12 protein-coding genes are annotated in these 11733 nt (G+C 72.1%); 9 read left to right on the top strand and 3 right to left on the bottom strand.

Features of this window, described 5'->3' with window-relative positions; translation table 11 throughout:
* Positions 1 to 122 precede the first annotated feature (122 nt).
* From H293_RS0105930 to H293_RS0105915, 4 genes are all read left to right on the top strand, one after another.
* The gene (locus H293_RS0105930; protein WP_020116962.1) at positions 123 to 1544 is read left to right on the top strand and encodes an amidase; all 1422 of its coding nucleotides are present in this window, start codon (positions 123 to 125) and stop codon (positions 1542 to 1544) included.
* A 25-nt stretch (positions 1545 to 1569) separates the two neighbouring features.
* Positions 1570 to 1788, top strand: a complete 219-nt coding sequence (locus H293_RS0105925; RefSeq protein ID WP_020116961.1) for a hypothetical protein — start codon at positions 1570 to 1572, stop codon at positions 1786 to 1788.
* Positions 1789 to 1919: 131 nt separating this feature from the next.
* Positions 1920 to 3398, top strand: coding sequence for an SPFH domain-containing protein (locus H293_RS0105920; RefSeq protein WP_020116960.1), 1479 nt, complete (start codon positions 1920 to 1922; stop codon positions 3396 to 3398).
* A gap of 106 nt (positions 3399 to 3504) precedes the next feature.
* A complete protein-coding gene (locus tag H293_RS0105915) occupies positions 3505 to 3951 on the top strand; it encodes a type II toxin-antitoxin system PemK/MazF family toxin (protein ID WP_020116959.1) in 447 nt (148 codons plus the stop codon).
* A gap of 211 nt (positions 3952 to 4162) precedes the next feature.
* On the opposite strand, the gene H293_RS0105910 is transcribed toward H293_RS0105915, so the two are convergent.
* Entirely contained in the window at positions 4163 to 4993 is an 831-nt protein-coding gene (locus H293_RS0105910) for a TIGR02452 family protein (RefSeq protein WP_020116958.1), read from the bottom strand.
* A gap of 289 nt (positions 4994 to 5282) precedes the next feature.
* Here H293_RS0105910 and egtA point away from each other — a divergent pair, with 289 nt between their 5' ends.
* From egtA to egtD, 4 genes are read left to right on the top strand one after another with little or no spacing between them, the layout of a single operon-like run.
* The gene (egtA, locus tag H293_RS0105905; RefSeq protein ID WP_020116957.1) at positions 5283 to 6587 is read left to right on the top strand and encodes an ergothioneine biosynthesis glutamate--cysteine ligase EgtA; all 1305 of its coding nucleotides are present in this window, start codon (positions 5283 to 5285) and stop codon (positions 6585 to 6587) included.
* A complete protein-coding gene (gene egtB, locus H293_RS0105900) occupies positions 6584 to 7915 on the top strand; it encodes an ergothioneine biosynthesis protein EgtB (protein ID WP_020116956.1) in 1332 nt (443 codons plus the stop codon). The genes egtA and egtB overlap by 4 nt, the downstream gene beginning before the upstream one ends.
* Positions 7915 to 8688: an ergothioneine biosynthesis protein EgtC gene (gene egtC / locus H293_RS0105895; protein ID WP_020116955.1), complete on the top strand. Its 774-nt coding sequence runs from the start codon at positions 7915 to 7917 to the stop codon at positions 8686 to 8688. Before egtB ends, egtC begins: the two co-directional genes overlap by 1 nt.
* Complete coding sequence (gene egtD / locus H293_RS0105890) at positions 8685 to 9647, top strand: L-histidine N(alpha)-methyltransferase (protein ID WP_020116954.1); 963 nt, start codon at positions 8685 to 8687, stop codon at positions 9645 to 9647. The genes egtC and egtD overlap by 4 nt, the downstream gene beginning before the upstream one ends.
* Positions 9648 to 9686: 39 nt before the next feature.
* Here the strand turns inward: egtD and H293_RS0105885 are convergent, their stop codons facing one another.
* Positions 9687 to 10862 carry a MalY/PatB family protein gene (locus H293_RS0105885; RefSeq protein WP_020116953.1) on the bottom strand — a complete coding sequence of 392 codons (1176 nt, stop codon included), beginning with the start codon at positions 10860 to 10862 and terminating at the stop codon, positions 9687 to 9689.
* 68 nt (positions 10863 to 10930) lie between these two features.
* Between H293_RS0105885 and H293_RS0105880 the strand changes: the two genes are divergently transcribed.
* A complete protein-coding gene (locus H293_RS0105880; RefSeq protein WP_020116952.1) occupies positions 10931 to 11146 on the top strand; it encodes a dodecin in 216 nt (71 codons plus the stop codon).
* A 6-nt stretch (positions 11147 to 11152) separates the two neighbouring features.
* On the opposite strand, the gene H293_RS0105875 is transcribed toward H293_RS0105880, so the two are convergent.
* Positions 11153 to 11644 (bottom strand): phosphatase domain-containing protein, encoded by a 492-nt coding sequence (locus tag H293_RS0105875; protein WP_020116951.1) that lies wholly within the window; start codon positions 11642 to 11644, stop codon positions 11153 to 11155.
* Between the last annotated feature and the right edge of the window lie 89 nt (positions 11645 to 11733).

The raw sequence follows: 11733 nt of genomic DNA, 5'->3' as shown, positions 1-11733 counted from the left end.
CTGTGAGGCCGCTGTGGCGTCCGCGAAACCGCGACTCCCGCTCCGATGTCGTTCCGGCGAAGCGCTTTCCGACGTTACCGTTCAGTAGGCAACGTCGTCCCGGAGTTCCGGAGGTGCCCCGCATGACGTACGACCGCTCCGCAGGCCTGGTGGAGACCGCCCGCGCGCTGGCCGACGGCACGATCACCTCCCGGGCGCTCGTCGAGCAGACCCTGGCGCGGATCCACGGCAGCCAGAGCACGCTCAACGCCTTCCGGATCGTACGGACGCGGTCAGCACTCGCGGAAGCGGAGGCCGCGGACGCCCAACTGGCCGCTGGAGTGCGCAAACCGCTGCTCGGGGTGCCCGTCGCCGTGAAGGACGACATGGATGTGGCCGGTGAACCCACCGCGTTCGGCTGCCAGGGGGAGTTCCCGGCGGTCGTCAGGGACGGTGAGGCGGTACGACGGCTGCGCGCGGCCGGGGCCGTGATCGTCGGCAAGACCAACACCTGCGAGTTCGGGCAGTGGCCGTTCACCGAGGGACCGGCCTTCGGCGCGACCCGCAATCCCTGGAGCCCCGAGCACACGCCGGGCGGCTCGTCCGGCGGGTCCGCCGCGGCCGTCGCCGCCGGTCTCGTGCCCGCCGCGCTCGGCTCGGACGGGGCCGGTTCGGTACGGATCCCCGCCTCCTGGACCCACCTCGTCGGCATCAAGCCGCAGCGCGGCCGTATCTCCACCTGGCCGCGCGGCGAGTCCTTCCAGGGCATCACCGTCAACGGCACGCTGGCCCGCACGGTCGCCGACGCGGCCCTCCTCCTCGACGCGGCCGCCGGAAACCACCCCCTGGACCCGCATCGGCCGCCCGCCGTCGACGCCTTCGCGGCGGTCGGCCGCGATCCCGGCCGGCTGCGCATCGCACTCGCCCTGAAGCCGCCGTTCACCGCGCTGCCCGCCCGGCTCCAGCCGGAAGTACGGGCACGCGTCGTCGAACTCGCCGGGAAACTGGGCGACTTGGGGCACACCGTCGAGGAGGCCGATCCGCCGTACGGACAGATCGGGCTCACCTTCATCCCGCGCGCCACGGCCGGCATCGCCGAGCGGGTCCGCGAGGCGCCCTTCCCCGCGCTCCTGGACCGCCGCACCCGGGACGCGGCCCGGCTCGGCGGACTGCTCGGCGGGGTGCCGCTGAGGGCGGCGCGGCGGGCGGAGGCGGTCCTGCACCGCCGTATCGGCGGGTTCTTCACGTCGTACGACGTCGTCCTCGCCCCGACGACGGCCGCTCCCCCGCCGGCCATCGGGGCGATGCTCCGGCTCGGCGGACTGGCCACGGACCGCGCGATGATCGCCGCCTGTCCGTACGCCTGGCCCTGGAACGTGCTGGGGTGGCCCGGGGTCAACGTGCCCGCCGGGTTCGTCGGCGGGCTGCCCGTCGGCGCCCAGTTGCTCGGTCCCGCGAACAGCGAACCGCTGCTGCTGTCGCTCGCCGCGCAGTTGGAGGCCGAACTGCGCTGGCACGAACTCTGGCCTCGACCCCTCGCCACCGTGGATTCCCCGGCCGCCTGAGCAGCCCGGCCCGTACCCTGTGACCATGGACGATGCGGCGATGGTCGGGCTCATGGGACGGGTCACGGGGACGATCGGACCGGGGCTCGTCGGCGAGGTGATCGTCCGGGTGCGGGGCGGCGCCGAGCACTTCCTCGCCTACCCCGCCACCGGCACGGACCGGATCGAGCGGGGCACGGTGGTGATGGTGGTGGAGTACCTGCCGCCGAGGACGGTCTACGTGCAGGCGGCGTACGACAGTTGAGCCCGCTCACGCGCAGGTGAGAGGCGTGTATCAAGGTTGCGACAAGGATTCGTTGACGTCTTCACCCGCGCCTCGAACGGGCGCACACTCCCTTCGTTCGGTGCCGAAAGGGCACCATCACAAGGGGGCGTATGCCGATGGTTGTCGGCGTCGTTGCGGGGGTGGCCGTAGCTGCCATCGCCGTTCTGATCGGTCTGTTCAAACTGATGTGGCGTGTCGCGGAACCCAACGAGGCACTGATCATCTCGGGGTCCAACCACAAGACCGAGGGGCTCGAAGCGGGCATGGGATTCCGCATCGTCACCGGGCGGGGCACGCTGGTGCTGCCCGGTGTGCAGGCGGTGCGCAAGCTCTCGCTCGACCTGAACGAGACCGAGCTGCACGTGGACTGCGTGACCCACCAGGGCATTCCGCTCAAGGTGCGGGGCGTGGTCATCTTCAAGGTCGGCGACGACTTCGTGTCGATCGCCAACGCGGGGCGCCGCTTCCTCGACCAGCAGAAGCTGATGTCGGAGCGGGTGCACAACGTGTTCGCCGGTCATCTCAGGTCCATCGTCGGCGGGTTGACCGTCGAGGACATGATCCGCGACCGGGAGAAGCTCACCGGGCAGACCCGGGCCGCGTGCGGCACCGAGATGGAGAAGCTGGGGCTCATCGTCGACTCCCTGCAGATCCATGAGATCGAGGACCCGACCGGGTACATCCAGAACCTGGCGATGCCGCACGCGGCCGCCGTCCAACGGGACGCGCGCATCGCCCAGGCGGAGGCGAACCGGCTGGCCACCGAGGCCGAGCAGCAGTCGTTCGCTCGGATGGCGCAGGCCACCCGGGACAGCGAGATCCTCCAGGCCGGCTACCAGGCCGAGCGGGACAAGGCGGGCGCCAAGGCGCGCCAGGCCGGTCCGCTCGCCGACGCCGCCGCCCGGCAGGAGGTCGTCGTCCAGGAGACCAGGGTCGCCGAACTCGAGGCGCACCGACGCGAACAACAGCTCCAGGCCGACGTCCGCAAGCCGGCGGACGCCAAGGCCTACGAGAAGCGCACCCTCGCCGAGGCCGAGCGTGACGCGCGGATCTCCGGGGCCGAGGCCAAGGCGAAGGAGACGGAGCTCGCGGCGGCGGCCGAGGCGACGCGGGTCAAGACGGCCGCGAGTGCCGAGGCCGAGGCGACCAAGGCCCGCGGTACGGCCATGGCCGCGTCGACCCGGGCCACCGGTGAGGCCGAGGCCGCGTCGGCTCAGGCCAGGGGTCTCGCGGAGGCCGAGGCGGCCAAGGCGAAGGGTCTCGCGGAGGCGGAGGCCATCAAGGCCCGCGCCGCCGCCCTCGCCGAGAACCAGGAGGCGGTCGTCGCCCAGCAACTCGCCGAGAACTGGCCGGAGATCGTCAAAGCGGGCGCGTCCGCGTTCGGCAACGTCGACAACATGGTGGTCCTCAACGGCGCCGACGGCATGGCGGACATGCTCGCCAAGGCGCTCACCATGGGCGGCACCGGGCTGGGTCTGGCCCGTCAGCTGCTGGCGTCGATGAACCAGAACGGGCATACGCAGAACGGGACTTCGCTCAACGGGGTCGCCGCACCGCCGCCCGCCCAGAAGGTGCCGGTCCAGGAGTAGAGGGCGAGCGGTCCGGGGCCTTTGGAGAAAAGGGCCCCGGGCCGCCCGCGTTCACCGCACGGGCGCGGCAGGCCCTCGCCGGCCAGGACACCATAAGGTGCCTCCCGTGACTGCGTTTACCGATGAGAACGTCCCCGGCCGCTTCGGCGCCACCGCCACCACCGAGACCGACCCGCGCGAGGTCGGCAGGGTGCGCACCGAGTACTCCCCCGCGCACGACGGCGACCCCGACCCGGGGGAGATCGTGTGGACCTGGGTGCCCTTCGAGGAGAACGACGGACGCGGCAAGGACCGTCCCGTGCTCGTGGTCGCCCGGGAGGCGGCCGGCACCGTCCTCGCCGTGCAGCTGTCGAGCAAGCGGCACGACGGGGACCGGGAGTGGGTGCCGATCGGCAGCGGCCCCTGGGACCGGACCGGCCGGGACTCCTGGGTGGACGTCGACCGCGTCCTGCGTCTCCACGAGGAGGGCATGCGCCGGGAGGCGTGCGCGCTGGACCGGGGACGGTTCAACCTGGTCAGGCAGCGGCTGCACGAGCGGTACGGCTGGACCTGACGGTCAGGCCCTGTCGGTTGGATCAGCCCGGCGTCGCGGGGTCTGGCACGCACTCCCCGAGAGGGGGTGCCCCCAGCCGCGTTGTCGTCGGTCGCCGACTCCCCCATCGCGTCGACTCCCTCCCCCGCCTCGCAGCGGCACGCACCAGACCCCGCTCGGGTCGGCCGGAAGGCACCGGACCTCACAGCCGACCTGATCCAAACGACAGGACCTAACCCGTTCGGAGCAGTCGCTCCTCGGCAAAGGCCCGGACGAACGCCTCGCGCACCACCGCACCCCGTGTCCGGTCCAGCACCCCGAACACCACGTGCTCGAAGGCACCGCCGAAGCGTCCGCCGGGCCCGAGAAGCGTCCGGAACGCCCCCGCCACCTGGGCGGGGTCGTTCTGGAAGACCCCGCAGCCCCAGGCGCCCAGCACCAGCCGCCGGTAGCCATCCGTCACGGCCACCGAAAGGACCTGCCCGGCACGCGCCGCGAGGGCCCTCGGCAGCTCGGTGACGCGCTCGGGTGACGTGCGCCGCACCACCCCGGCGTTCGGGGCGGCCACGGTCAGGAAACCCACGAGGTACGCCGAGTCCAGCAGGGCGCCGCGATCGTCACGGAACACCGGTACGGCCGGTGAGTGGATGACCCGGTCGGTGTAGAAGGGGTCGCGGTGGGTCCGGTGGTGGTCGTAGAACTCGCGGGCCCGGAGCTGGCAGGTGTACAGCGCGGAAGCACGGCACAGGGCCTCTTCCTGGGCCTGGGCGCCGTTCAGATAGCCGCCGCCCGGATTGCGGGCCGAGGCGAAGTTGAGCACGGCAGGACGGCCGCCGAGCCGTTGGGCCGCTTCCAGACTGCTCTCCCCCGTGACCTCGAAGAACGTGTCCACAGCGGCGAAGTCCGGCACCGCCAGGGTCCCCGGTCCGTACATCCGCGTCCCCGCCCGCGCCGCCTCGATCTCGGCGGCGATGGAGACCTGGCGTCCGTCCGGCGCGCGATAGTGCCCCGCCGCGACGATCCGTTCCGTCTCCTGCGCGATCCCGCGCAGACGCGCGCTCATGGCGCCACCCCCGTGGACGCCATGACCGCACGCCGCGCGGTTTCCCCCGTCGTGCTCATGCTGGAATCGTGGGCGATACCGGTGCGGCCGTGCAACAGAGTTTTCCTGCGCCCGGCACAACCGAAAACACCTCGAAAATCCTGGGAAAACGAAGATCCACAGCCCCTAATGCAAGGATGTACCCCCTTGTGCGGAACGAGACGAGGGTCTTGGGTGGGACGAGTGTTGCCGGTCCGACCCACCTGATCCCCGGACCGGTGGCATGGTGGAATCTCAGGAGGATCACGATATGTCCGACACCCCCAGCGACTGTACGCCGGCCGACTGTACGAAGCCGCGTACCTCGCTCCCCGAAGCAGAGCTCGAGGCCCTGGTCCGCGGCATCTGCTTCAAGACCGGTCCGCCCCGACGTATCGGGGTGGAAGTGGAATGGCTCGTCCACGAGCTGCGCAGCCCGCGGCTCCCCGTGACATCCGAACGACTCGCGGCGGCCTACGCCGCACTGCGGACCGTGCCCCTGAAGTCGGCGCTCACCGTCGAACCGGGCGGCCAGCTGGAGCTGAGCTCGCAGCCCGCCGACTCCCTGATGGAGTGCATCGGTACCGTCTCCGCCGATCTGGCCGCCGTCCGGGCGGCCCTCGCCGAGCAGGGTCTCGGCCTCGTCGGCCTCGGCCACGACCCCTGGCATCCGCCCCGCAGATATCTGCGGGAGCCGCGCTACGACGCCATGGAGGCCTGTCTGGACCGCACCGGTCCGGCAGGGCGCGCCATGATGTGCACCTCGGCCTCCGTGCAGGTGTGCGTGGACGCCGGCCACGAGGAGCCCGGCCCCCTGGGCCTGGGGCGCCGCTGGTGGCTGGCGCACCAGTTGGGCCCGGTCCTGGTGGCCGCCTTCGCCAACTCCCCGCTCGCCGGTTCGGAGCCCACCGGCTGGCTCTCGACCCGCCAGCTGCGGTGGACGGAGATCGGCAAGGGCCGGGCGGGCGGCCCCGACCTGGGCACCGACCCGCGCGGCGCCTGGGCCCGGCACGTCCTGGACGCGCCCGTGATGTGCATACGGCGGGACAGCGGCCCCTGGGACGTCCCGGAGGGGCTCTCCTTCCGGGAGTGGGCCAGGTCAGGGACGCCGCGACAGCCGACGCGGGAGGATCTCGACTACCACGTCTCGACCCTGTTCCCGCCGGTCAGGCCGCGCGGCCATCTGGAACTGCGCATGATCGACGCCCAGCCCGGCGAGGACGGCTGGATCGTCCCGCTCGCGGTGACGGCGGCGCTCTTCGACGACCCGGAGGCCGCCGAGACCGCCTACCGGGTGGTGAAGCCGCTGGCCGAGCGCACCCTGTCGATGCCCGCCCCGCACAATCCGCTGTGGATCGACGCGGCCCGCCACGGTCTGGCCGACCCCGAACTGCACGAGGCCGCGATCGCGTGCTTCGCGGCGGCCCTGGAGGCCCTGCCCCGGCTCGGCGCCACCACCGAGGTCGCCGACGCCGTCGGGGCCTACCTGCACCGCTATGTGATCCGGGGCCGCTGCCCCGCCGACGATCTGCTGGACCGGACGCACGGTTCACTCGGGAAGGAAATCCGCACATGACCAACCCGTCCGTCGACCCCTCCGTCGACCCCGAGGCCTTCCGCGAGCGGGCCGTCACCACCCTGGTCACCGCGCGGGACCGTACGACCCTCCTCACCAGCTGTGTGGAGGACCCCGACCTGACCGCCCAGCACTCGCCGCTGATGTCGCCGCTCGTGTGGGACCTCGCCCACATCGGCAACCAGGAGGAGCAGTGGCTGCTGCGGACCGTCGCCGGGCAGGAGGCGATACGGCCCGAGATAGACGGCATCTACGACGCCTTCGAGCACCCGCGCTCCGAACGCCCCACGCTGCCCCTGCTGACGCCCGCCGAGTCCCGGCACTACGCGTCGGAGGTGCGCGGACGGGTCCTGGACGTCCTGGAGGGCAGCGCGCTGCACGGAACCCGGCTCACCGAGGCCGGGTTCGCCTTCGGGATGATCGCGCAGCATGAACAGCAGCACGACGAGACGATGCTGATCACCCATCAGCTCCGCAAGGGCCCCCAGGCCCTGACCGCCCCCGACCCGGACCCGGCACCGCTGTTCACGGGCCCGGCCGAAGTCCTCGTCCCCGGCGGCCCGTTCACCATGGGCACCTCCGACGAGCCGTGGGCGCTGGACAACGAACGCCCCGCGCACCGGCGTGAGGTGGACGCCTTCTACATCGACACCACTCCGGTGACCAACGCCGAGTACCAGGCCTTCATCGCGGACGGCGGTTACGACGACGAGCGCTGGTGGGCCCCGGCCGGGTGGGCGCACATCCGCGGTCACTCCATCCACGCCCCGCTGTTCTGGAGCCGCGACGGCAAGCAATGGCTGCGCAGGCGCTTCGGCGTCACCGAGGTCGTGCCGCCCGACGAGCCGGTGGTCCACGTGTGCTGGTACGAGGCCGACGCCTACGCCCGCTGGGCCGGCCGGCGGCTGCCCACGGAGGCGGAGTGGGAGAAGGCGGCCCGTCACGACCCGGCCGGGGACCGCTCGATGCGCTACCCGTGGGGCGACGCCGACCCGGCACCCGAGCACGCCAACCTGGGTCAACGGCACCTGCGCCCCGCCCCCGCGGGCAGTTTCCCGGAGGGCGAGTCTCCGCTCGGTGTACGGCAGTTGATCGGTGACGTGTGGGAGTGGACGGCGAGCGACTTCGAGCCCTACCCCGGCTTCCAGGCGTTCCCGTACAAGGAGTACTCGGAGGTGTTCTTCGGCCCCGACCACAAGGTGTTGCGCGGCGGCTCGTTCGCCGTGGACGCGGTGGCCTGCCGGGGCACCTTCCGCAACTGGGACTATCCGATCCGGCGGCAGATCTTCTCCGGCTTCCGCACGGCCCGTTCCGCAGGAGCCGTCTGATGTGTCGTCATCTGGCCTATCTGGGGCCCGAGGAGCCGCTCGGCCGGCTCCTCACGGAGCCCGCGCACAGCCTGTACCGCCAGTCCTGGGCACCGCGCCGGCAGCGGCACGGCACCGTCAACGCCGATGGTTTCGGAGTCGGTTGGTACGCCGAGGGCGACCCCGCGCCGGCGCGGTACCGGCGGGCCGGACCCATCTGGGCCGACCTGTCCTTCGCGGACCTGGCCCGGGTGGTGAGGAGCACCGCGATCCTGGCCGCCGTACGGGACGCCACCCTGGCGGGAGCCGACGCCGAGGCCGCCGCGGCACCGTACGCCTCCGGGCCCTGGCTGTTCAGCCACAACGGCGCGGTCAAGGGCTGGCCCGGCTCACTGGCCCCCCTGGCCGCCTCGCTTCCCGCGGCGGAGCTGCTGTCCATGGAGGCCCGCAACGACTCGGCGTTCGTGTGGGCCCTGGTCCTGAACCGGCTGCGCGGCGGCGACGAGCAGGGCCAGGCGCTGGCCGACACGGTCCTGGAGGTCGCCGAGGCGGCCCCCGACTCCCGGCTCAACCTCCTGCTGACCAACGGGGAGTCCATCGCCGCGACCGCATGGGGCGACACCCTCTGGTACCTCCGGCGCCCCGGCACCGGCACCGTCGTGGCCTCCGAGCCGTACGACGACGATCCGCACTGGCGGGAGGTCCCCGACCGCACGCTGCTCACGGCGAGCCGCACCGAAGTCCTGCTGACGCCACTGAAGTCTTTGGAACCACTCAAGGAGCCCCGCACGTGAGCCCGTTCCTGCTGACCCGCACCCTGCCCGAGGACGCCACCGAGGCCGCCCTGCGCGCCGATGTCCTCAAGGGCCTGACGCACACGCCCAAGACACTGCCGCCGAAGTGGTTCTACGACGCCCACGGCAGCGAACTCTTCGAGCAGATCACCGAGTTGCCCGAGTACTACCCCACCCGCGCCGAACGGGAGATCCTCGTCGCACGCTCCGGCGAGATCGCCGCCGCGACCGGCGCCCGCACGCTGGTCGAGCTGGGTTCCGGCTCGTCGGAGAAGACCCGGTACCTGCTCGACGCGCTGACGGGACTGCACACGTACGTCCCGGTCGACGTCAGCGAGAGTGCCCTGACCCAGGCCGGTCACGCGCTCATCGCCCAGCGTCCGGAGCTGAGCGTGCACGCGCTGATCGCCGACTTCACCGGCGGCCTGTCCCTGCCGGGGACGCCGGGCCCGCGTCTGGTGGCCTTCCTCGGCGGCACGATCGGCAACCTGCTGCCGGTCGAGCGCGCCGCGTTCCTCTCCTCCGTCCGCTCCCTGCTGTCCCCCGGTGACGCGCTGCTGCTCGGCACGGATCTGGTCAAGGACGAGAACGTGCTGGTCAGGGCGTACGACGACGCGGCCGGGGTGACGGCGGCGTTCAACAAGAACGTCCTGACCGTCGTCAACCGCGAGCTCGGCGCCGACTTCGATCCGGGCGCCTTCGACCACGTGGCCCTCTGGGACGCCGAGAACGAGTGGATCGAGATGCGCCTGCGTTCCCGCACGGACCAGACCGTGAAGGTTCCGGCGCTGGACCTGGCCGTCGACTTCGCGGCGGACGAGGAACTGCGCACCGAGATCTCGGCGAAGTTCCGCAAGGAGGGTGTCCGCGGCGAACTGGCTGCCGCGGGACTTGAGTTGGCGCACTGGTGGACGGACGGCGAGGGCCGGTTCGCGCTGTCGCTGAGCGTGGTGCGGTAGCCCGGGCCGCGGGGGCCGGGCTCGTCCCGGCCCCCGCGGTCATCCGAGCGCGGCGGCCATCCTCCGCACCGCCTCGGTGATCAGCTCGGGTGAGGTCGCGAGGTTCAGCCGCACGAAGCCGCCACCGCCCGTGCCGAACGGGATGCCGGAGTTCAGGGCGACCCGACCGCGCTCCAGGAACACGGCCGCCGGGTCGTCGCCCAGCCCCAGCGCCCGGCAGTCCAGCCAGGCGAGGAAGGTGGCCTCGGCGGGTTCGTAGCGCACGGCGGGCAGTGACCCGGCGAGGAGGTCGGCCAGCAGCCGGCGGTTGTCGTCGAGACCGGCGAGCAGCGCGTCGAGCCAGGGGCCGCCGTCCCGCAGCGCGGCGGTGTGGGCGAGGACGCCGACATGGCTGGGACCGTGTCCGACCTCCTCGGGAAGACGCGCGAGGTCCTCGGCCGCGTCAGGCCCGGCGACGGCAACGGCGGCTTTGAGCCCGGCCAGGTTCCACCCCTTGGAGGCCGACATCAGGGACAGCCCGCTTCCCCCACCGGGAACGCTCAGGTAGGGGACGAACGTGGCGTCGGCCGCGAGGAGCGGGGCGTGGATCTCGTCGGCCACGACCCTTACCCCGTGCGTCCGCGCCAGCGCGGCCACGTCCGTCAGTTCCCCGGCGGAGTGCACGGTGCCGGTCGGGTTGTGCGGGCTGCACAGAAGGTACGCGGGGCGGCCGGCGCTCCTGCCGACCCGCTCGAACACGGCCTCCAGGACCTGGAGGTCGATCCGCCCGTCCGCACCGAGCGGGGCCTCCACGACCTGTCGGTCCATGTTCCCGACGAACTGGTAAAAGGGCGGATACACGGGTGAGTTGACGACCACCGGGTCGCCCGGCCCGGAGACCAGCTTGAGCATCTCGACGATGCCCAGCATCACGTCCGGGACGATCGCCGTCCGCTCCACGGCGAGCCCGTCCCAGCCCCACCGCTTGCCCGCGAAGTCGGCCAGCGCCTCGGCGTACGCCGTCCCGTACGGGTACCCGGTGTCTCCCAGCGCCACCGCGTCCCGGACGGCCCGCGCGACCGGTTCGGCCAGGGGGACGTCCATCTCGGCGACCCACAGCGGCAGCACGTCCTCGGGGTACGTCCGCCACTTCATGCTGGTACGCCGTCGGAGCTGTTCCAGGGAGAGTTGGCGCAGGGGGTTCACGATCGTGGGCGCGGGGATGTCACGAGGCATACCGTCCATGCACCCAAGATAGGGGCGGACGGCTCGCGCTCCGCCGTCGCCTGAGGCACGGTGGAACCATGACGAACCACACCTACCGGGTGACCGAGATCGTCGGCACCTCGCCGGACGGCGTCGACCAGGCGATCCGCAACGGCATCTCCCGCGCCTCGCAGACCCTTCGCCATCTCGACTGGTTCGAGGTGACCCAAGTGCGGGGCCAGATCGAGGACGGACAGATCCTGCACTGGCAGGTGGGGCTGAAGGTCGGCTTCCGCCTCGACGAGTCCGACTGACGGCTGTCAGGTCCGCCCCTCCCGCTCCTGCGCCACCTCCAGGCTCGCGGAAGGGGCGGTCCAGCGCGCCTGTACGACGGTGAATCCGGCCCGTCGGGCGTCCTCGCAGACCAACTCGTCGTCGTCCACCAGGACTCGGATCTCCCGGGTTCCGGCGAGTCGCTTCAGGATCTCCAGCTTGGTGCGCCGGGCGGGCCGCCGGTCGTCGTTGCGGCGCATGTACACGCGCCCCTCCGGGAGGCCCTGGTCGGCCAGCCAGGCCAGCGTGTCGCGTCGGCAGCGCTCAGGGCGGCCGGTGAGGTAGACGATCTCGCACTCCCCGGCGCTCTCCAGCACCAGGGCGATGCCTTCGGGGATCGGCGGATCCTCGGGCGCGGCCGCGAAGAACCCGTCCCAGTCGCGCGGACCGCGCTCCAGGAACCGCTGTCGGTGGCCCGTGTCGGCCAGGGTGTTGTCCAGGTCGAACACGGCGAGCGGGAGCTTGTCACTGTCGGTCACCCCAGCCACCCTAGCCCCGGCAACCGCCTCGCGCTCCTGGCTCCAGGGGCACCCCGCCGGCACTCGGCGATCAGTGCGGGTTGCATGCT

Origin of the sequence: Streptomyces canus 299MFChir4.1, from assembly GCF_000383615.1 — a bacterium.
Lineage (GTDB): Bacteria > Actinomycetota > Actinomycetes > Streptomycetales > Streptomycetaceae > Streptomyces > Streptomyces canus_C.
Note: the sequence above shows the minus strand (reverse complement) of the source record. Positions and strands in the feature narration are given on the sequence as shown.

What these genes read in the sequence shown, in the direction of transcription:
- H293_RS0105885 (WP_020116953.1), bottom strand. Translation starts at nt 10,862, where the DNA reads ATGCCTCGTGACATCCCCGCGCCCACGATCGTGAACCCCCTGCGCCAA.
- H293_RS0105930 (WP_020116962.1), top strand. Translation starts at nt 123, where the DNA reads ATGACGTACGACCGCTCCGCAGGCCTGGTGGAGACCGCCCGCGCGCTG.
- egtB (WP_020116956.1), top strand. Translation starts at nt 6,584, where the DNA reads ATGACCAACCCGTCCGTCGACCCCTCCGTCGACCCCGAGGCCTTCCGC.
- H293_RS0105920 (WP_020116960.1), top strand. Translation starts at nt 1,920, where the DNA reads ATGCCGATGGTTGTCGGCGTCGTTGCGGGGGTGGCCGTAGCTGCCATC.
- egtC (WP_020116955.1), top strand. Translation starts at nt 7,915, where the DNA reads ATGTGTCGTCATCTGGCCTATCTGGGGCCCGAGGAGCCGCTCGGCCGG.
- H293_RS0105910 (WP_020116958.1), bottom strand. Translation starts at nt 4,993, where the DNA reads ATGAGCGCGCGTCTGCGCGGGATCGCGCAGGAGACGGAACGGATCGTC.
- H293_RS0105925 (WP_020116961.1), top strand. Translation starts at nt 1,570, where the DNA reads ATGGACGATGCGGCGATGGTCGGGCTCATGGGACGGGTCACGGGGACG.
- egtA (WP_020116957.1), top strand. Translation starts at nt 5,283, where the DNA reads ATGTCCGACACCCCCAGCGACTGTACGCCGGCCGACTGTACGAAGCCG.
- H293_RS0105880 (WP_020116952.1), top strand. Translation starts at nt 10,931, where the DNA reads ATGACGAACCACACCTACCGGGTGACCGAGATCGTCGGCACCTCGCCG.